This is a genomic window from Cyanobium usitatum str. Tous (assembly GCF_003011885.1).
GTDB lineage: Bacteria > Cyanobacteriota > Cyanobacteriia > PCC-6307 > Cyanobiaceae > Cyanobium_A > Cyanobium_A usitatum.
In genome coordinates this window covers 164,411-182,770 of sequence record NZ_PXXO01000002.1, presented here as the reverse complement: position 1 = coordinate 182,770, position 18,360 = coordinate 164,411, and the positions used below count along the sequence as shown (strand labels likewise).

The window sequence follows — 18,360 nt, the reverse complement described above, 5'->3', positions numbered from 1 at the left end:
TACTGTGACGCACCTGAACTGGGGCCGCGGCTATGCAAATTTCCTACTTCCACTCCTCTGAATGCGTGCCACCCGTCAGTTCCCTGGCGGAGGGTGGGCCAGATGCGGCCGTAGTTATCGACGTTCTACGGGCAACGACCACGATTGCTTGGTCCTTGCAGAACGGAGCTGAGGCGATCGAGGCCTTCGCCAGCCTGGAGGAGCTTGAAGCTGCAGCGGCTGCCTGGCCGGCGCAGCAGCGACTGCGTGCCGGTGAGCGAGGCGGCCAGAGGGTGGCGGGCTACGACCTGGGTAACTCTCCCCTTGCCGTAACCCCCGAGCTGGTGGGTGGCAAACGCATATTCATGAGCACCACCAATGGCACCCGCTCCTTAGCGGCCGTTAAGTCGGTGCCTCTGTTGCTGACGGCCTGTCTCCCCAACCGCACCGCCGTTGCACGGCGTCTGCTTGATCAGGAGTGCTGCCGGGTCTGGATCGTGGGCAGTGGCTGGGAGGGTGATTACTCCCTCGAAGACAGCCTCGCTGCTGGTGCCGTTGCTTCTGCGGCGATTGAGATGGCGGTGGCTCCCCATATCGGTGTGAGCTTCGGCAACGACGAAATGCTGGCGGCCCTTGCTCTCTGGCAGCAGTGGCACCTCGATACCGAGACCTGCTTGCGCACTGCAAGTCACGGCCAGCGCCTGATCAATCTCGGCAACCATGACGCCGATTTTGCTTGCTGCGCAGCTGTCGACAGCCTGCAACTAGTGCCCTTTCAGGCCGAACCCGGGGTGCTGAAGGCCAGTTGATCCCTGCTGCGCGAACCGCCTCTTGGCGCTTCCTTTAAAGTCTGACGCACTGGTTGGGGCAGTGAGTGGGCAGTTTTCTGGCGGCAGCTGTGCAACTCACCAGCACCCCGGATCCGGATGCGAATTTCGCTTCAGCGGAAGAGCAGATCGAGCTGGCTGCCCGTCGCGGCGCTGAGTTGGTTGGGCTCCCCGAAAACTTCGCTTTCATGGGGGAGGACGAGCAGCGCCTTGAGCTGGCCCCATTCTTGGCGGAGCGCTGCAGCAGCTTTCTTGTCACGATGGCGCGCCGCTATCAAGTGACCTTGTTAGGTGGGGGCTTTCCCGTCCCAGCTGAACCGGGGCAGACCTTCAACCGCGCTGAGTTAGTAGGAACGGAGGGCCAGCTGCTGGCTCGCTACGACAAAATCCACCTCTTCGATGTCGACTTACCCGACGGCAACACCTATCGGGAGTCGGCCACGGTGCAGCCCGGAGACCACCTGCCCCCTGTAGTTGATGTGCCCGGTCTTGGCAGGATTGGCCTGTCGATCTGCTACGACGTTCGCTTCCCTGAGCTTTATCGCCACCTAGCCCAGGCAGGGGCTGATGTTTTGTTTGTGCCCGCAGCATTTACCGCTTTTACCGGCAAGGACCACTGGCAGGTGCTGCTGCAGGCCCGGGCGATTGAAAACACTGCCTACGTGGTCGCCCCCGCCCAGACGGGCCAGCACTACGGACGCAGGCAGAGCCACGGCCATGCCTTGGTAATCGACCCTTGGGGCACGGTGCTGGCAGATGCCGGCGTGAGTGTCAGCGCTGCCATTGCCCCGATCGATCCGGGCCATGCCCAGAGGGTGAGGGCCCAGATGCCCAGCCTGAGGCACCGCCGGCCGGCCCTGTTCTGACTGTCCCGATGCCCTGGTCCGTCAGATTCCGCTGGAGTGCTGCTCTGGCAGCGGTTGCTTTGCTGATGGCCGATCTACCGGCCTGGGCTTCTTCCCTCGCAGCCTGGCGCGTTTCCCGCAGCGGTCAGCTGGAGTTACGTACCAGTATCGATGTACGCCCCCAGGCCTTTTTTGAGGCTGGTACTGGCTTTAGGGGCCCCCGGGTCTGGGTAGACCTGCCCGGTGCCCCATCGCGCACACGCACTGTGCGAGGCAGTGGTGCCTTGCGTGAGGTACGGATTGGTCGTCCAGATAGCTTCACAACCCGCTTGGTTCTGGAATTTGCGCCAGGTACCCAGCTCGATCCCTCTGGCCTGCGCCTGGTGGGCACCTCCCGGGACCGCTGGCGCATGGAGTTGCCGGGTCTTGGCAACCAAGCTGGGCTTGGCCTCGGCGAGGGAGACCTCGATGCTGTTGCCAGCTTTGGCGCCGATCAGCAGACCTTCTTCCCCACCGCAGCTACGCCCCTCTCCGCCGATGGCTTGCCGGTTGTGCCCCGGGGCCGCTTCAAGGTGGTGATCGACCCTGGCCATGGGGGCCCCGATCCAGGTGCCGTCGGCATTGGTGGCCTACGGGAAACCGACGTAGTGCTTGATGTTTGTCTGCAAATCGCCCGGCTACTGCAGGCCCGCGGCGTCCAGGTGTTGATGACACGCACCTCAGAGGTGGACGTTGACCTGCCTCCCCGGGTGGCCCTGGCCAACAGCAGCGGTGCCGATCTGTTTGTGAGCGTGCACGCCAACGCCTTGAGCATGGCCCGTCCCGATGTGAATGGCATCGAGACCTTTTTCTTTGAGGGTGCGGGATCGCCCTCCCGTCGCCTGGCTGCGGCCTTGCAGGAGCAAATGGTGGCCATTTCCCCTGGCAGTCCTGATCGCGGCGTGCGCACCGGACGCTTTTTCGTGATCCGCCGCACGGTGATGCCCTCCGCCCTTGTTGAGATGGGCTTTGTCACCGGTGAACTCGATTCCCGGCGCCTCGCCGATGCCAATTTTCGTCGTCGCATGGCTTTAGCCCTGAGCGCTGGCATTCTTAACGCCCTGCAGGGTCAGCAATGAGCGCTTTGGTGGGGCTATTTGACAGCGGCTTGGGGGGCCTCACGGTGCTGCGGAGGCTTCAGGAGCGCTATCCCCATTCCTCCTGCCTGTATCTCGGGGATACGGCCCGAGTTCCCTACGGCCAGCGCAGCGTCGCCGATATTCGCTCCATTGCCGCTGAGGTGGTGGGCTGGCTGCGCAACCAACAGGTCGGGGTTCTGGTGATGGCCTGCAACACCTCCAATGCCCTCGCTCTTGATGTGGCCGTGGCAGAGGCCGGCGTTCCCGTGGTGGGCCTGATCGACAGTGTTGCTGCCGACCTAAACAGCGAGTGCGTGGGGGTGTTGGCAACTCCCGCTACAGCCGCCAGCGGTGCCTATAGGCGGGCAATCCATGCCTGCCGGCCCCACACCTCTGTGCTCGAGGTGGGCTGTTCCACCTTCGTGCCCTTGATCGAGGCCGGTGATCTCCAGTCTCCAGCCCTGATAGGGGAAGCCAAGGCATACCTGGAGCCCCTACTCGCTGCGGGTGTCGACACGGTGGTGCTGGGCTGCACCCACTACCCGATGTTGCGCCCCTTGCTCACGGCCCTGCTGCCACCCCATGTGCGGCTCGTTGATCCAGCTGAATCGGCGGTACGGCGCCTAGGGCCCCTTTTGGCAAGCATGGGCGGCATGCCGGAGGGCGAACTCGCAGCGGTGGAGGTGGTGACTCCAGCCGAGCGCACCCGGGTCTGCGTCAGTGGATCTGCGGAGGCCTTTGCCGACGGGGCGAGCCGCTGGTTGGGTTATCGGCCTGCTGTTGAGAGGGTAGACCTGCGGTCGATGGGGCGAGCCTTCTAGGATCACGCCACGGCGGAGGTGTTGTGGCAACGGTTGCAGAGCTGCTCCAGCCCGTAGAGGCTGACCTAGATGCCCTGCTGGCCGACCTGCGCAGCCTTATAGGAGCTGGCCATCCAATTTTGCAGGCTGCAGCAGAGCATCTGTTTGCTGCAGGTGGTAAGAGGCTGAGACCCGGCATTGTGCTCTTGCTATCGCGGGCAGTAGCCCCCGACGGTGAGCTGGGGCCCCGCCACCGCCGCCTGGCGGAGATCACTGAAATGATCCACACGGCTTCGCTTGTCCACGACGACGTTGTCGATGAGGCTGCAACCCGGCGTGGAGTTGACACGGTTCACAGCCGTTTCAATCATCGAGTGGCGGTGCTTGCGGGGGATTTCCTTTTTGCCCAGGCCAGCTGGCATTTGGCCAATCTCGATGATCTCGAGGTGGTGAAGCTGCTCAGCCGGGTGATCATGGATTTGGCAGACGGCGAGGTGAAACAGGGCCTTTTCCGCTACGACACCGGCCAGAGCTTCGAGACATACCTCGAAAAGAGCTACTGCAAAACAGCCTCGCTAATTGCAAATAGCGCTAGGGCAGCTGGCGTACTTACCGGTTTGCCAGGGGCCCAGCTCGATGATCTTTATCGCTTTGGCCGCCAGTTGGGTTTGGCCTTCCAGGTAGTGGACGACATTCTCGATTTCACTGGCAGTGATCAGCAGCTTGGAAAGCCAGCTGCAAGCGATCTGGCCTCCGGTTATCTCACCGCTCCAGCCCTTTATGCACTCCAGGAGCGCCCTGCCCTGGCCGGCTTGATTGAACGCGAATTTTGCGAGGAAGGTGATCTCGAGCAAGCTCTTGAACTGGTGAGGGGTTGCGAGGCCATTCCCCGCACCAGGGCGTTGGCTGAAGGCTTCGCCCAGGAAGCAGCTCAATCCTTGGAATGGCTAGTCCCCTCCGAACCGCGCAGCGCCTTGCGGGCCCTGCCTGATTTCGTCCTTAGTCGCCTCTACTGACGCTGTTCAGCCAGCTACCAGCGCACATCTCTGAGGGAATTGAGGCGGGTCACTCCAGCTGGTGTGGCCTGGGCATCTGCGTCGCTTGGGAGAAGGGCATACACCTGACAACCGGCGGCCAATGCGGCCTCGATGCCGGCGGCTGAATCTTCGAAGGCCCAGCAGTCGCCGGGATTGCGGCCTAGGCGTTTAGCTGCCAGCAGAAATGGGTCCGGCGCCGGTTTCCCCGCCGCCAGGGCTGGATCATCGCCGTAAACCCTTACCTCGATCAGCTGCAGCCATCGGTGGGGTGCAGCCTTACGCCGGACCGCGTCCTGGGTGCTGCTGGTGACGAGGGCCATGGGGACCTGGTGATCCCTGCACATCTGCACCAGTTCGGCGGCGCCGTCCATTGCGGCAGCGGTGGGCACCAAGGCATCGGCCAGGGGTTGGCGCACGGCCAGCAAAGCCTCAGAACTCGGGGGATTGGAGCCTGAAGCTGCGATCCAGCGGCATACCAAGGCAGCACAATCCAACCGGCGCTGGCCCCGCAGCCTGAGCAACTGTTCAGCACCGAGCTGGCAACCAAAGTGGGCGGCGGCTTTATGCCAAGCCCTGGCCTGCAGTGGTTCGGTGTCTAGAAGCAGGCCGTCGAGATCGAACAGGCAGGCGGCAGGACCCATGTATCTATCCTGCATCACGACGGCCCATTACATGCCGGTGCAAGGAGCCTGGGACTGCGGCGCCAGCTGGTTTAATTTTTCTATGGCAACCGCCCGTTAGAGCCCGCCTGTCAGCAACCGCCCGTCAGCATCCGCCTGTCTGCCACCCATGCCTGATGCCACAACGGGCCCGACGATCGAATCGGTGCTTCAGGAGCAGCGGTTGTTTGCGCCCCCAGCTGAGCTGGCCGCCTCGGCCCGCATTGGCTCTCTAGATGCCTACCGGGCCCTATGCAGCAAGGCTGATCTTGATCCCGATGCCTTCTGGGGCGACCTGGCCCGTAGAGAGCTGCACTGGTTTGAGCCCTTCGACTCGGTGCTCGATTGGAGTGATCCGCCTTTCGCCAAGTGGTTTGCAGGGGGCACCACCAACCTGAGTTTCAATTGCCTCGATCGCCATCTCGCTGGCCCGCGGGCCGATAAGACCGCCCTGATTTGGGAAGGGGAGCCCGGCGACAGTCTCAGCTTTACCTACCGCCAACTTCATGCCGAGGTGTGTAAGGCGAGTAATGCCCTCAAGGCACTTGGCATCGGCAAGGGGGACCTAGTTGCCCTTTACATGCCGATGGTCCCTGAGGCAGCCATTGCCATGCTGGCCTGTGCCCGCATTGGTGCCCCCCACTCGGTGGTGTTTGGCGGCTTCTCAGCCGATGCCCTGCGGGATCGGCTGATCGATGGCCAGGTGAAGGCGGTGATCACCGCCGATGGCGGTTTCCGTAAGGACAAGCCCGTGCCCCTTAAGCCCGCGGTGGATGAGGCACTCGCGGCAAATGGCGGTGCACCAAGCGTTGAGCATGTGCTGGTGGTGCAGCGGATCAAGGGCGACTGCGCCATGGCTACCGGCCGGGACCACTGGTGGCACGAGCTGGTGGACGGGCAGAGCGCCGAGTGCCCCGCCGAGCCCATGGCCAGTGAGGACCGCCTATTTGTGCTCTACACCTCCGGCTCCACCGGCAAGCCCAAGGGGGTGGTGCACACCACTGCCGGCTACAACCTCTGGGCCCACCTCACCTTCCAGTGGATCTTCGACATCCGCGATGACGACATCCACTGGTGCACCGCCGATGTGGGCTGGATCACCGGGCACAGCTACATCGTGTACGGGCCCCTCTCCAATGGCGCCACCACGGTGATGTACGAGGGTGCACCGCGGCCCTCCAAACCCGGCGCCTTCTGGGAGGTGATTCAGAAGCATCGCTGCACAATTTTCTATACCGCCCCCACGGCGATCCGGGCCTTCATGAAGAGCGGCCGCGCCGTGCCGGATCAATACGACATGAGCTCGTTGCGAATCCTGGGCACCGTTGGTGAGCCGATCAATCCCGAGGCCTGGATGTGGTATCGCGACGTGATCGGCCATAACCGCTGCCCGGTGGTGGACACCTGGTGGCAGACCGAGACCGGCGGCGTGATGATCAGCCCCCTGCCCGGCGCCACCCCCACCAAACCCGGCTCCTGCACCCTGCCCCTGCCGGGAATCGCCGCCGACATTGTCGACATGGACGGCGTTTCCCAGCCGGCTGATGCCGGTGGCTACCTGGCGGTGCGTAGGCCTTGGCCAGGGATGATGCGCACCGTGCATGGTGATCCGGAGCGCTTCCGCAGGAGCTACTGGGAGGAGATCAGACCCGCCGATGCCTCCTACTTGTATTTCGCCGGTGATGGCGCCCGCCGGGACGCCGACGGCTATTTCTGGGTAATGGGCCGCGTTGATGACGTGATCAACGTGAGTGGTCACCGACTCGGCACGATGGAAATTGAGAGTGCTCTTGTGAGCCATCCCACGGTGGCTGAGGCGGCGGTCGTGGGCCGGCCCGATGATCTCAAAGGTGAGGGGATTGTGGCCTTTGTGACCCTGGAGGCGGGTCGCTGCGGCGACGACGCCCTGATTGCCGATTTGCGGGCCCATGTGGGCAAAGAGATCGGGCCGATCGCCAAGCCCGATGAAATTCGTTTCACCGATTCCCTGCCCAAAACCCGTAGCGGCAAAATCATGCGCCGCATCCTGCGGGCCCTAGCCTCTGGCCAGGAAGTAACTGGTGACACCTCCACCTTGGAGGACCGTTCCGTACTCGATGCCCTAAGGGTTTAGGGGATTAAGGGGGCCTGGCGAAGCGGTTCGATGAAGGCGACGTCCGTTGCCTCAATAGTGATCGGATGTCCAAACCAATAACCCTGGCCGTAATCACAACCCAGTTCGCGCATGCGTTTCATCTGGGCCTCATTTTCCACTCCTTCAGCCACTACCTCCAGTTCGAGAGCCTTGGCGAGAGTGAGAATTGTGGTTGCAATCACCTCATCTTCTGGATTCTTTCCCAATCCGCTTACAAATGAGCGATCAATTTTAAGAACCCCTACCGGGAAGCGCTTTAGGTATAGCAATGATGAATACCCCGTGCCGAAATCATCAATTGCCAGTCGCAGGCCAAGATCTCGCAGTGCGTTGATAGTTGCCGTTGTCGATTCAATGTCATCAACAAAGGTTGTTTCTGTAATCTCTAGGTAAACACTAGCCGGATTGATTGCTGTTGATTCTAGGATTTCTTTGATATGTACCTTCACCCGTGGGTCGGCAAGACTGCGGGCAGACAGGTTTGAAGACAACCTCAGATTGCCTAGGCCGTGAATCTGCTGCCAACTAGCGATAACAGCGCAGGCGCTCGCAAACACACACATGTCGATCTCCTGGATCAGGCCACTGTCCTCGGCTTGTTCCAGAAATGCGGCTGGCATCAGCAGTCCTAGTTGGGGATGTTGCCAGCGAACCAGGGCTTCAAAGCCTGTGAGGGTTTTGTCATCGAGGCGGAAGATGGGTTGTAAAAAGGGTTTGATTTCCCCGTTTTGCACCGCGTTGCCGAGAGCCTCCTCTAGAGAGATACGTTGTTGGGCTTGCAGACGCATGGTCGAATGAAAGGTTGAGTGGCGACCACGGCCTAAGGCCTTTGCCTGATACATAGCCATGTCGGCATTTTCCAGCAGAGTTGATGGGCTATCTCCTAGGTGGGCAAAGCTGATGCCGATCGACACGGTGTGGCTGAGTTCTGAGCCAGCAACATTCACGGGCTGGCGGATTTCCTCGATAATCCGGCTGGCCAATTGACCTGCATCATCTCGGTGGCTTGTTCGGATGATAACGATAAATTCATCTCCCGATAGACGACCGACTAGATCGTCATGGCGAACTACGTGTTTTAGGACACGACTGACGTGAATTAGTAGTTGGTCGCCGGCGCTGTGTCCATAGGCATCGTTGATCCACTTGAAGCGATCAATATCGATAAAAAGCACCGCGGTCAAAAGGGAGCTATCTACAGACAGATGATCAACCGCCGCCTGCAGGCGGTCCAGCACCATGCGCCGATTGGGCAGTCCAGTAAGGGCGTCATGAGTTGCTTGAAGAAGGGCGTCCTTACGTGCCTCTCTCTCCGATGTAACAGCCCTAAGCATTTTTATACTTAGTTCGATACTACGAGCCATAGCCCGAAGCAGGGAACGTTCCTCCAAGTCAAAGCGTTCGCCGAGGCGGCCCACAAACAGCAGGTCCATCGGCCCCATAGGAGCCCAACAGGTGCGTAAAATACCTGATCGTATAGTGATATCGCTGGGTTGGTTGTTTAATTCCTCCAGAAGTAGTTGCTGGTCATCTTCTGATAGCCCGATGCACCAGTCAATCGATCGATTGCAGATGATTGCAGCCACCTCGGCATCAACGGATTCTGCCACCCGGTTGAGCACATTGCGGAGATTATCTGGATCCTCCGTGGAGAAAGCTGAGAGGATCTCCGAAAGCATGTGCAGGGACCAGGAGGTGGTCTCCATTAGCCGATCGCCAGAGTTACAAGGGTTTGATTATGAAAACCTCCTGCGCCTTTGGTGCGAGCAATTTCTCCATAGGTGTAGAACCCTGCCATCGGTACGGCTCCGCAACTGCTGGTGATTAAATCAGTTTCTTCATGTACGCGCTCTTCTGTAAATACTGCCCTTCGTGAGACGCAGTCGAATAGCAGTAAGCCAGCCGGCGGAAACCCGTTTAGGGCCTCGACAGCTGAAATGCAGGACTGGGCTGCCGCATTAAGAACAGAATCGAAATTGCCTTCAGTAAGGAAGGCCAAGGCTCCCTGGGGAACCTCTGCCACCAAGATCAGTTCTCGCCTATCGGGGTTGAAGCCGGTGACGTGACGCATCTCGATTTTGTCTCGCCGGCGTATTCCAATTGGGTGAGTCGCGGCAAAATTGGCGAATGCGGCAGGGTCGGTCCGAACAATATCTTCCGGATTGAAGAAATCGAGGTATACATCTAGTGCTGGCTTATCTTCCAAAGTAGACAGAATGTTTCCCTTGCTCCCAGTGACCAACATAGGGTCACTGGCTGGGGTCCAGCCGTGGCTTACGCCGATGCCTAAGGGGCGGTCGGAACTAACTGCTGCTGCCACCACTGCCTGAGTCATAACCCTACGGCCATGGATCTGCCGGGTTCGGCTCATCGCTAGATAGTCGCCGGCGCAGCCTCCCACCAGGGGAACGTCGATTCCTGCTACGTCGTAGGCGCCGCGAACCACATCCATCTGATCACCGCAAAGGCCATCGGAGAGCACTATCAAGACCGTATTGGCCCGTTGCTCAAGATGGTCCAGGCAGTGGGCGGCCTCGGTTGCAGCCTGGCGCAGGCCGTGCGCATCACCCTGGCCGGAACCCGTGCTTACCTCGATTGCCGAGCCTCCCAGGGCCCAAAGCACCAGGGCATTGGCCACCGCGCCACCTGGGGTGATTTCACCAGATGTTGTGCAACCAATCACCTGCGTATGGGGAAAGGTCCCATGGAGCTGCTCGGCAATCGCCGCCAGATCAAAATTTGGCGCAAGCAGGGCCACGATCAGCTTGGGATCCTGGGGGCACTGCAGAGCCTGCAGTGCCTGCTCAAGGGCCTGGCCGGTGTCGTTTAACGAAGAGGCTCCTACCTGGACCCAGCTCTCAGCAACCATCGAAGTGACCATTGAGGCTGGCTCATGCGTCGGAGCAATTCCCCGACTGATAACCACAATTGTCTACCCCCGTAGGGACGGCTCAGCATTTAGGACCCGCTGGCCCAAGCATCAACCGCGGCTGCGATGCCATCCAGGGATCTTTTTTTAGCGGGATCGTCGGCCCACTGGCCCAGCAGGCTCTGTCGCAGCCCCGCGCTAGCGGGGGCAAGATGATCGCCCGGGAATTCCTTCAGCAGGCTGGCATCTCCAGCACGACCTTGCAGCACCCCCAGCAGCCGCTGGCTTTGGTCGATCTGGTCGCGCTTGAAGCGCACCAATAAGTTGCGGGGTTGGAGGTAGGTGCGCGCCACCTGCTGCAGGGTTTCCTCCGGTGAGGGACTGAATTCGCTGCGAAAGTTGAACTGCTGACCGAGCTCCGCCAGCAGTGGTATCGAGCGCTCGGCTGAGAAGTTGTTGAAGCTCAAGGCCACTAGGCCGGCGCCGCCCCGGCCCCCATCAGGTGCCAGCAGGTGCAGCTTGCAGCCCAGGCTGTGGCCAAGTCGCAACACCAGCCTGCTTGAGTCGCCCCCTTCACCATCCGCATCACGCAGCTGACGGAACCGCCGCCAGGCGGTATTGGCCTGATCCTGGTGGTCGAAGCCAGGCACATAGGTCCAGGCCCGAATCCGCCAGCCCCTAGCCGCCAGTGCTTCCAGAAGCCGGCGGTAGCTGAGCTGGGGGGTCGCCGCCAGGTAACTGCCGCCGATGAATTCGACCGTGCCGCGGCTGGGTCGCTCGGCCTCCAGTTGCCAGATATCACCGCGCTGCCGCCAGAGCGTCATGGTCAGAGGGCGAGGCGTTGCAAGGCCGCCCGCGCTTCGTTGCGATGGGCTGCGCCATCAAGGAGGTTGTTAAACACATGGCGGATTACGCCTTCCCGGTCGATCACGTAGGTGACCCGGCCTGGCAGCAACCCCAGCACATTCGGCACTCCGAAGGCTTTGCGTAGGGCGTTGCCTTGGTCCACCAGAAGCGGGAAGGGCAGGTCGTGACGACTGGCAAAGCGCTGGTGGCTGGCCTGGTCGTCGCCGCTGACACCCCACACCTCAGCTCCCAGGGATTGAAGGTCGGCGTAGCTGTCACGGAAGGCACAGGCTTCAGCGGTGCAGCCTGGGGTGTCGTCCTTTGGATAGAAGAACAGCACCAATGCCTTGCCGGCTAGCTGATCGCTGCGGCGCCCCTCACCGTTTTGATCACTGAGGGCAACGAGGGGGGCTCGATCTCCGGCGGCAAGTGCCATGTAAATCAAATTGGGCAACCGTTTTCACCCTAGGCAGCTGTCCTGGTTGCCGTAGTCGTAGTCCAAGTCGTAGCTGTTTTTCAAGGGTGGGCTGGGACGATGGGTTGAGCGACGCAGGCAGATGTGACTGGCCCGATTGAGGAACAGCCAAGCCTTTGGCAGCAGAGCGACCTGCTGAGCCTGGTGAGTGCAACCCCGGCCTTGAGCCCAGCGGTCCAGCCCAAGCAGGTTGTGGCCCGTGATCCCAGCCCTTCCAACCGCGATCCACAACCGCGATCGGCACCTAGCAACCTGCTGATCCTGGACACCGAGACCACTGGTCTGGAGCCGGTTTCAGCCCAGTGCATCGAGGTTGGAGCAGTTCTGTTTCATGTACCCAGTAGGTCGGTATTGAGCCAGGTTTCCTTTCTTTTGCCAGCTGCTGCCAACCCGGCGGAGCATGTCAATGGCATTGCTGCTGAAGTGACCAGACTCCCCCAGCCCTGGCAGGCGGGCCTCCAGCATTTCCTTGCCCTGCTCGCCGGCGCCGATGCGATGCTCGCCCACAACGCAGCCTTTGATGCCAAGTGGTTTGGGCTGGGACCGCTGCCGGCTATTGACAAGCCATGGATCTGCTCGATGGACGATATCGAGTGGCCGCCTGAGCGACACCTGAGGACGTCCCCTTCGGTGCGCGATCTGGCCTTGGCCTACGGGGTGCCGGTGTGGGCTGCCCATCGGGCCCTCACCGATTGCACTTATCTAGTTCAAGTATTGGAGCGTTGCGCCAACCTCGAAGACCTCTTGAATGCAGCTATGGAGCCGAAGCTGCTCTATCGGGCCAATCTTCCCTATGCCGAACGGCATAAGGCCAAACAGGCAGGCTTTCGCTGGAATGAACCGGTGCGAGGCGCCTGGAGTCGTCGACTAAGCGAGCGCCAGGCCCTATCCCTGGCTTTTGAGGTGCAGAGGGTGGAGGCCGATTCACAAGTGGCCTGAACTCCCGGAACTGGTGCCCATACGTCATGGTTTTTCTTCCAATCTCCGAAGCCGAACGGCGCGTTATCGCCATTTGGCCGTGGCTGCCACAGGCTGAGTTGGTAGTTGCCATGGATCCATGGCTGGTCGGATGCCGCGGCAGCGGCTGCTCCGCTGGCAGGCCGTGCGCACTTGGGCGCGGCTGATCCGCGAAGCCGAGGGGCTTTGGCGGGTCGATGTGCGCGATCTGCGCAGGGTCGGCGCCCATGAGCTGGGTCAGCTGCTGCAGGAGGTGCCGCCCCGGCTGCGACGTCGCGTCAATCTCTGGTTGGAACGCCTAAAAGTGAGCACCAGGTTGCCCTGATTGCCTGCATGCCCTTATTGGCAAGCGGCGGAGCGGCATAAAAAAACCGGCTGGGGAAGCCGGCATGGAAGAAGGTCACCTTGGCAATCGGTGAATTGTCGAAATCGGAGCGACAGGATTTGAACCTGCGACCCCCACTACCCCAAAGTGGTGCGCTACCAAGCTGCGCTACGCCCCGGCAGGTCGAAGTTACCACAGCGCTTTGCGCTGTTTCAGCCGGCGTATCAGCCGTTCTGTGAGTCGCTCCCGTCCCAAAACTGCATACCCAGGAACCCGCAGGCGACGGGCTAGTTGCCGCAGTTCACCGACCCCCAGGCCTGCCAGCCGCAATTCGGGCAAGCGGCTCCATACGGCTGAGGCCGCAGGCAGGTCCGACCCTTTGCGATTGGCTGAGAAGCTCATCAGGGCGCCGCCAGCCATCCACTCAGGCACCAGCACAAACAACACGGCCAGCAACCCATAGAGCTCCACAAGCCCCTTAGGCAGAGGATGCAGGGGGCGGTTGCGTGGCCTGGGCTCGAGCTTGCTCACAGCAGGGGGGCCTTGGGGTCGTTCAACCTGCCGGATGGCTGACCGGTCGGCTGACCGGAGGGCCTATCGCGCCATTGCAGCTGGGGTTCGGGCTTCGGGTTCAGTTTGACGCTCCAGAAGATCAGGGCAAAGCAGAGCCCCAGGGTGATAAGCAACCAAAGAATCACCAGGCGATCCGGTAAGGGGTTCACAGCTCTGTCCTGCTCATACCTGGTCCGTGCGCAGGCACTCCAACCTTCTGAATTGCTGCTCCATAGTCAGCACATCGCCCCTGAGCACCAAGGTCAGTTGCTCGTTGCGATAACGGATGCCTGGTAGGTCTGAGGCCTCGCGAAACATGGTGGAGCGGAAGCGTCCGGTGAGCAGGGAGGCTTGGGCGTCATTGCGCTCCAGGGTGACCCGGCTCTGATCGGGGCAGATGAATTGTTCGGTGATGCCGTAGTCCTCCCACCAGGGCGACCCCATTGAGAGCAAGGCGAGGGCAAGCAGCGGCATGGACATGCTCAGGCCAGCTGAATTGGGGCATTCTCCCCCCGCAACACGCAGTGGGCCACCGTCCAGTCATAGGAAGACCACACCCGTGGATCGAGCTTGTAGGCCGAGCCCGCAAATTCCCCGAGCCTTTGGCCGCTTGGCTGGGCCGAGCAGTAAGGCCGGCTGCCGGGTTTGGCTAAATATTGCTGGTGATATGGCTCCGCGTACCAAAGGGTTTGGTTGCTGCGCAGCTCAGTGGTGATCTCCCCAAAGCCAGCGCTGCTCAACAGGGCCTGGTAGGCGTCGCGGCTGGCCTCTGCTAGGGCCACCAGACCAGAATCATCCGCATAGATCACCGAGCGGTACTGGCTGCCCCGATCATTGCCCTGGCGATTCCCCTGGGTGGGGTCGTGGCATTCCCAGAACAGCTTCAGCAAATCGCTGAAATCGATCAGGGCCGTATCCCAGACCACCCGCACAACCTCGCTGTGGCCCGTGCGTCCAGAGCAGACCTGGTCGTAGCTGGGTTGCTGGATTGAGCCACCGGCGTAGCCCACGGCTGTTGTAACCACGCCAGGCAGGCGCCAAAAGCCCTTTTCGGCTCCCCAAAAGCAGCCGCAACCGAAAACCGCCTCTGACTGGCCGCCCTTTATGGCTGCATCAATTGGGGTGCCCAGTACGACGTGGGGAGCTTGGGCCTGAGGGGTGCCCTGAAACAGGCCGAACACGCTGCTAATTGCAATTAAATCGGAGCCTAGACAGTCCCTTTAGTTGCCGCGTCGGGCTCAAAGGCAATGTGATTAAGGAGAGTGGTGGTGAAGGCGAACAGAAGGAACGGCAGGGAAAGCACCAGGATCAGGCCCACACCCACAAGGGCAAAGATCGGCTTGCTGGCCCCCATCAAGGCCAAGCCAGCCGCCAGGCTGGCGAAGATCACCAGCATCCAGATCAAAATCTGCCCGTAGATGTCGCCAAAGGTCAGGGTGCAGCGCAGCCGGTAGGGCAAGCCGGTAATCGGGGCAACTGGCTCCATGGATGCTCCTAGGCGTGGTACGCAAAAGGCGACACCATCCACCTAAGCCCCATCTAGGTCACTTGGCTGAACAGCTCAACAAGTATTGAGATCAGCCCGCCGCCCTCAGCTGTTCCGTTGCCTGCTCCCTATCCCAAAGGCGACGGTAGGTGCCGCGCTCAGCCACGAGCTCGCTGTGGTGGCCCTGCTGCACTAGCCGGCCCTCTTCTAAAACCAGCACTCGATCACAGGCGGCAGCCGCCGACAACTGATGGCTGATCATCAACACCGTCCGACCCAGACCTTGGTCATTTGACTGGGCATTGGCCTGCTCACTGCGAATCGTGCGCAGGATCTCGGCAGCGGTGGTGTTATCGACGCTGGCTAGGGCGTCATCAAGCACCAATAGGGGGGTGCGAACCAGTAGGGCCCGCCCCAGGGCTGTGCGTTGTCGCTGGCCGCCGCTAAGGGTGATGCCTCTCTCCCCCACCAGGGTCTGGTAGCCGTCGGGAAATCCCTTGATGTCGCCCTCAAGCCTGGCCTGGCGAGCTGCTGCCTCGACCCGCTCAAACGGCGCATCCGGCTCGCCATAACGCAGGTTGTCGGCCAGGCTCGCGGTAAACAGATAGCCCTCTTGGGGGACTAAGCCCACCTGGCCCCGCAGTTCAGCCAAATCCAGAGCGGTGATGTCGACCCCATCGAGCCAAAGTTGGCCGGGATCGAGCTCGACCATGCGCCCTAGGGCACGGGCCAGGGTGGTTTTGCCGCAGCCCACGGGCCCCACCACTGCCACAAGTTCGCCGGGATGAAGCTCAAAACTGACGTCCACCAGGGCTGGTCGAGGCGCGTTGGGATACCGCACGGTGAGGCCGCGGGCCTCCACAGCCCCCCGACCGGGCTTGGCTGGGGGAGTTGGTGAAGCTGAAGAAACGATCAAGGGCCGCCGTCGCAGCAGCTCCTCTACCCGCTCCAGGCTCACCTGGCCGGTTTGGAAGGTGTTGAGGGTGAACCCAAGCAGGGCAGTGGGGAACACCAGCCGCTCCACAAACAGAATCAGGGCGACCAGGTCGCCGATGCTGAGGCGGCCACTTTCAAGTTGGCCACTGCCCAAGGCGAGTAGTAGCAGCAGGCTGATGGACGAGATGCCCTCCAGCAGCGGGAACAGGGTGCTGCGGGTGCGGGCCAGATTCAGGGCAGCATCCCGGTAGATGCGGTTGCGACCGGCGAAGGCGGTCTGCTCGGTGCTCTCCTGGCCGTAGATCTTGATGGCGCTGATGCCGGAGAGGTCCTCCTGGATCAGGTCGCTTAAGGAGGCCAATGCCTCCTGCTGGCGGCGTTGCTGGCGCATCATGCGGCCGCCAAACAGGCGCACCACCATCAACATCAGGGGGTAAAGCCCCACAGCCGCCAGGGTCAACCAGCCGTCGATGGAGAGCATCGCTGGCAAGGTGAGCGCGTAGGCCAGCACCGTGTTGGTGAGGCTCAGCACGGCGAAGCCCAGGAGCCTGCGCACGTTTTCGACGTCGGAGGTGGCTCGGCTGATCACCTCGCCGCTGCCTGTGGTCTGCACCCAGCCGGGTTCCTGCTTGAGCAGGTGATCAAAAATCTGTTGTTTGAGCTCGGCCTCCACCTGCCGGCCTACCCCGAACACCAGCATGCGTGAGTAGAGCCGCACCGCCCCCATCACCGTTGCCAGGGCGACGATCAGCGCCGCCTGTGCCAGCACGTCTTGAAGAGCGAAACCATCCTGCAGGTCGTCGATTACCCGCCGCACCAAAAGGGGAATGGAGACGCTCAGCAGGTTCACCACCACAAGGGCGGCGACGCCGATTAACACCACCTTGCGATGGGGCCGCAGGTAGCGACGGATCAGATCCAGCCGTATGGCTCCCATCAGGGGCCGTGTTCACAGGTCCACCAACCTAGGCAGCTGCTTTTCCGGCAGGCTGGCCTCAGCAACAGCTGCGCCATGGCTTCCGCTCCATCTCAATCCGGCAGCAATGATCAAAGCCATCCCCTTTACGCCACGGATCGCGAGGTGGTGGATCGGCTGCTTGCCGCTGAGGTGCCAGCCGACCACCACCTGGTTGATGCCGCCCGTTTGTTGATGCGCTACGAGGCCTTTCCCGGTGCCCGTGATCTCAGCTCAGATTTGGCCAAGACCCTGCGCTTGTGGGGAATTAGCCGTGAAGATCTGCACAGCCGCACCCAGGCAATCTGGGCAAAGGGTTTTCGGCCCGCACCAGCGGCGAGTGAGGCGGTGGGCTCCAGCTTTGACACCGCTGACCAGGAGCAGACCTGACACTTTGCCAAGGCAGTCATCGCCATTTACCCCTTCTTCGGGTGATAGTGGATAGGTCCCCATCACCCGGCCCGGAGTGCTTTGCACCCGGGCTTTTTACTAGCTATGCCAACTGTTCAGTCCTGGCCTGCCCTGTTGGACCAGCTGCTCAATGGCGAGTCGCTGTCGGCCAAACAGGCCACCGCGCTGATGCAGGGCTGGCTAAGCGAACAGATCGATCCAGTGCTTACGGGAGGGTTGCTGGCCGCCTTGCGAGCCAAGGGAGTCAATGGCGAGGAGCTTGCAGCCATGGCTGAGGTCTTGCGAGAAGCTTGTCCGCTGCCGGCTTCCCGCCCTTCTATCGCGCTTGTCGATACCTGTGGCACCGGTGGCGATGGGGCCGACAGCTTCAATATTTCAACGGCTGTGGCGTTTGTGGCTGCCGCCTGTGGCGCCAACGTGGCTAAGCACGGCAACCGCAGTGCCAGTGGTCGGGTGGGATCAGCCGATGTGCTGGAGGCAGTGGGCATTCACTTGCAGGCCCCCCAGGAGCAGGTGATTGGTGCCTTACCAAGTGCGGGGGTGACTTTTTTGTTTGCTCCTGGTTGGCATCCGGCGCTGGTGGGGCTGGCCCCCCTGCGCCGCAGCCTGGGGGTGCGGACTGTTTTCAATCTGCTGGGCCCATTGGTAAATCCCCTGCGTCCCGAGGCCCAGGTGCTCGGGGTTGCCCGGCCTGATCTGCTCGATCCGATGGCTGAGGCTCTGGCCCGGCTGGGGCTGCGCAGAGCTGTGGTTGTGCATGGTCAGGGCGGCCTTGATGAGGCCTCCCTTGCTGGAGTTAATTCGCTGCGACTGGTGAAATCTGGAGTTGTGAGCAGCGACCAGCTCGACCCTGAGGCCTTGGGCTTGCAGCTTGCCCCGATCGCCGATCTGGCAGGTGGAGATCTCGCCACCAACCAAGCCATCCTCGAAGCCGTGCTCCAGGGCCGAGCTAGCCGCGCCCAGGCTGATGTGGTGGCCCTCAACGCAGCGCTGGTGCTGTGGGCCGCTGGTTTGACCGACTCAGTCGCCGCTGGTCTGAGCTTGGCCCAGCAGGCCATTGCCAATGGAGCTGGCTGGCAAGCTCTAGAGCGGCTGCGCGCCGCCCTGCCAGCCCCCGTTGCGGGATGATCAAAGCAACTGCCCTGAACC

Annotated in this window: 21 protein-coding genes and 1 tRNA gene; 10 read left to right on the top strand and 12 right to left on the bottom strand. The window is 61.5% G+C overall.

Features of this window, described 5'->3' with window-relative positions:
* The first annotated feature begins 32 nt into the window (after positions 1–32).
* From C7K55_RS02885 to sds, 5 genes are all read left to right on the top strand, one after another.
* The gene (locus tag C7K55_RS02885) at positions 33–788 is read left to right on the top strand and encodes a 2-phosphosulfolactate phosphatase family protein (RefSeq protein WP_106501889.1); all 756 of its coding nucleotides are present in this window, start codon (positions 33–35) and stop codon (positions 786–788) included.
* A gap of 65 nt (positions 789–853) precedes the next feature.
* Positions 854–1,672, top strand: a complete 819-nt coding sequence (locus tag C7K55_RS02880; RefSeq protein ID WP_106501888.1) for a carbon-nitrogen hydrolase family protein — start codon at positions 854–856, stop codon at positions 1,670–1,672.
* Positions 1,673–1,680: 8 nt separating this feature from the next.
* On the top strand, positions 1,681–2,769 hold the full coding sequence (locus C7K55_RS02875; RefSeq protein ID WP_106501887.1) for an N-acetylmuramoyl-L-alanine amidase: 1,089 nt from the start codon (positions 1,681–1,683) through the stop codon (positions 2,767–2,769).
* On the top strand, positions 2,766–3,590 hold the full coding sequence (gene murI, locus C7K55_RS02870) for a glutamate racemase (protein ID WP_106501886.1): 825 nt from the start codon (positions 2,766–2,768) through the stop codon (positions 3,588–3,590). The genes C7K55_RS02875 and murI overlap by 4 nt, the downstream gene beginning before the upstream one ends.
* Positions 3,591–3,613: 23 nt before the next feature.
* Complete coding sequence (gene sds, locus C7K55_RS02865; protein ID WP_106501885.1) at positions 3,614–4,585, top strand: solanesyl diphosphate synthase; 972 nt, start codon at positions 3,614–3,616, stop codon at positions 4,583–4,585.
* Between the two features lie 14 nt (positions 4,586–4,599).
* Here the strand turns inward: sds and C7K55_RS02860 are convergent, their stop codons facing one another.
* Positions 4,600–5,262 (bottom strand): HAD family hydrolase, encoded by a 663-nt coding sequence (locus C7K55_RS02860; protein WP_241518126.1) that lies wholly within the window; start codon positions 5,260–5,262, stop codon positions 4,600–4,602.
* Between the two features lie 133 nt (positions 5,263–5,395).
* On the opposite strand from C7K55_RS02860, the gene acs reads away from it, so the two are divergent.
* Complete coding sequence (gene acs, locus C7K55_RS02855) at positions 5,396–7,378, top strand: acetate--CoA ligase (RefSeq protein ID WP_106501883.1); 1,983 nt, start codon at positions 5,396–5,398, stop codon at positions 7,376–7,378.
* Here acs and C7K55_RS02850 read toward each other — a convergent pair.
* From C7K55_RS02850 to C7K55_RS02835, 4 genes are all read right to left on the bottom strand, one after another.
* Positions 7,375–9,105 (bottom strand): putative bifunctional diguanylate cyclase/phosphodiesterase, encoded by a 1,731-nt coding sequence (locus C7K55_RS02850; RefSeq protein WP_106501882.1) that lies wholly within the window; start codon positions 9,103–9,105, stop codon positions 7,375–7,377. The genes acs and C7K55_RS02850 overlap by 4 nt on opposite strands.
* A complete protein-coding gene (locus C7K55_RS02845) occupies positions 9,105–10,280 on the bottom strand; it encodes an FIST signal transduction protein (RefSeq protein WP_106501881.1) in 1,176 nt (391 codons plus the stop codon). Before C7K55_RS02845 ends, C7K55_RS02850 begins: the two co-directional genes overlap by 1 nt.
* 77 nt (positions 10,281–10,357) lie before the next feature.
* On the bottom strand, positions 10,358–11,092 hold the full coding sequence (locus tag C7K55_RS02840) for a DUF1350 family protein (protein ID WP_106501880.1): 735 nt from the start codon (positions 11,090–11,092) through the stop codon (positions 10,358–10,360).
* A 2-nt stretch (positions 11,093–11,094) separates the two neighbouring features.
* Positions 11,095–11,550: a peroxiredoxin gene (locus C7K55_RS02835; RefSeq protein WP_106501991.1), complete on the bottom strand. Its 456-nt coding sequence runs from the start codon at positions 11,548–11,550 to the stop codon at positions 11,095–11,097.
* 123 nt (positions 11,551–11,673) lie between these two features.
* On the opposite strand from C7K55_RS02835, the gene C7K55_RS02830 reads away from it, so the two are divergent.
* A complete protein-coding gene (locus C7K55_RS02830; RefSeq protein ID WP_241518125.1) occupies positions 11,674–12,528 on the top strand; it encodes a 3'-5' exonuclease in 855 nt (284 codons plus the stop codon).
* Positions 12,529–12,646: 118 nt separating this feature from the next.
* Positions 12,647–12,871: a hypothetical protein gene (locus C7K55_RS02825; RefSeq protein ID WP_106501879.1), complete on the top strand. Its 225-nt coding sequence runs from the start codon at positions 12,647–12,649 to the stop codon at positions 12,869–12,871.
* Positions 12,872–12,975: 104 nt separating this feature from the next.
* Here the strand turns inward: C7K55_RS02825 and C7K55_RS02820 are convergent.
* The 7 genes from C7K55_RS02820 to C7K55_RS02790 form a co-directional block, all read right to left on the bottom strand.
* Positions 12,976–13,049, bottom strand: a tRNA-Pro gene (locus C7K55_RS02820).
* 11 nt (positions 13,050–13,060) lie between these two features.
* Positions 13,061–13,402, bottom strand: a complete 342-nt coding sequence (locus C7K55_RS02815; RefSeq protein WP_193486108.1) for a hypothetical protein — start codon at positions 13,400–13,402, stop codon at positions 13,061–13,063.
* On the bottom strand, positions 13,399–13,593 hold the full coding sequence (locus tag C7K55_RS02810) for a hypothetical protein (RefSeq protein ID WP_106501878.1): 195 nt from the start codon (positions 13,591–13,593) through the stop codon (positions 13,399–13,401). Before C7K55_RS02810 ends, C7K55_RS02815 begins: the two co-directional genes overlap by 4 nt.
* A 13-nt stretch (positions 13,594–13,606) precedes the next feature.
* Complete coding sequence (locus tag C7K55_RS02805; protein ID WP_106501877.1) at positions 13,607–13,903, bottom strand: hypothetical protein; 297 nt, start codon at positions 13,901–13,903, stop codon at positions 13,607–13,609.
* Between the two features lie 2 nt (positions 13,904–13,905).
* Positions 13,906–14,604, bottom strand: a complete 699-nt coding sequence (msrA, locus tag C7K55_RS02800) for a peptide-methionine (S)-S-oxide reductase MsrA (RefSeq protein ID WP_241518124.1) — start codon at positions 14,602–14,604, stop codon at positions 13,906–13,908.
* A 26-nt stretch (positions 14,605–14,630) separates the two neighbouring features.
* Positions 14,631–14,909 (bottom strand): hypothetical protein, encoded by a 279-nt coding sequence (locus tag C7K55_RS02795; RefSeq protein WP_106501875.1) that lies wholly within the window; start codon positions 14,907–14,909, stop codon positions 14,631–14,633.
* A 91-nt stretch (positions 14,910–15,000) separates the two neighbouring features.
* Positions 15,001–16,782, bottom strand: coding sequence for an ABC transporter ATP-binding protein (locus C7K55_RS02790; protein ID WP_106501874.1), 1,782 nt, complete (start codon positions 16,780–16,782; stop codon positions 15,001–15,003).
* 75 nt (positions 16,783–16,857) lie between these two features.
* Here C7K55_RS02790 and C7K55_RS02785 point away from each other — a divergent pair, with 75 nt between their 5' ends.
* Positions 16,858–17,190 (top strand): DUF3288 family protein, encoded by a 333-nt coding sequence (locus tag C7K55_RS02785; protein ID WP_106501873.1) that lies wholly within the window; start codon positions 16,858–16,860, stop codon positions 17,188–17,190.
* 105 nt (positions 17,191–17,295) lie between these two features.
* Entirely contained in the window at positions 17,296–18,339 is a 1,044-nt protein-coding gene (trpD, locus tag C7K55_RS02780) for an anthranilate phosphoribosyltransferase (protein WP_106501872.1), read from the top strand.
* Positions 18,340–18,360 lie beyond the last annotated feature (21 nt).

Bases quoted from the DNA above. Each gene is read 5' to 3' on its own strand.
- C7K55_RS02785 (WP_106501873.1), top strand. From the start codon at position 16,858: ATGGCTTCCGCTCCATCTCAATCCGGCAGCAATGATCAAAGCCATCCC.
- C7K55_RS02825 (WP_106501879.1), top strand. From the start codon at position 12,647: ATGGCTGGTCGGATGCCGCGGCAGCGGCTGCTCCGCTGGCAGGCCGTG.
- C7K55_RS02795 (WP_106501875.1), bottom strand. From the start codon at position 14,909: ATGGAGCCAGTTGCCCCGATTACCGGCTTGCCCTACCGGCTGCGCTGC.
- C7K55_RS02840 (WP_106501880.1), bottom strand. From the start codon at position 11,092: ATGACGCTCTGGCGGCAGCGCGGTGATATCTGGCAACTGGAGGCCGAG.
- C7K55_RS02875 (WP_106501887.1), top strand. From the start codon at position 1,681: ATGCCCTGGTCCGTCAGATTCCGCTGGAGTGCTGCTCTGGCAGCGGTT.
- murI (WP_106501886.1), top strand. From the start codon at position 2,766: ATGAGCGCTTTGGTGGGGCTATTTGACAGCGGCTTGGGGGGCCTCACG.
- C7K55_RS02850 (WP_106501882.1), bottom strand. From the start codon at position 9,105: ATGGAGACCACCTCCTGGTCCCTGCACATGCTTTCGGAGATCCTCTCA.
- C7K55_RS02885 (WP_106501889.1), top strand. From the start codon at position 33: ATGCAAATTTCCTACTTCCACTCCTCTGAATGCGTGCCACCCGTCAGT.
- C7K55_RS02845 (WP_106501881.1), bottom strand. From the start codon at position 10,280: ATGGTCACTTCGATGGTTGCTGAGAGCTGGGTCCAGGTAGGAGCCTCT.
- C7K55_RS02835 (WP_106501991.1), bottom strand. From the start codon at position 11,550: ATGGCACTTGCCGCCGGAGATCGAGCCCCCCTCGTTGCCCTCAGTGAT.
- C7K55_RS02860 (WP_241518126.1), bottom strand. From the start codon at position 5,262: ATGCAGGATAGATACATGGGTCCTGCCGCCTGCCTGTTCGATCTCGAC.
- C7K55_RS02790 (WP_106501874.1), bottom strand. From the start codon at position 16,782: ATGGGAGCCATACGGCTGGATCTGATCCGTCGCTACCTGCGGCCCCAT.
- trpD (WP_106501872.1), top strand. From the start codon at position 17,296: ATGCCAACTGTTCAGTCCTGGCCTGCCCTGTTGGACCAGCTGCTCAAT.
- acs (WP_106501883.1), top strand. From the start codon at position 5,396: ATGCCTGATGCCACAACGGGCCCGACGATCGAATCGGTGCTTCAGGAG.
- C7K55_RS02805 (WP_106501877.1), bottom strand. From the start codon at position 13,903: ATGTCCATGCCGCTGCTTGCCCTCGCCTTGCTCTCAATGGGGTCGCCC.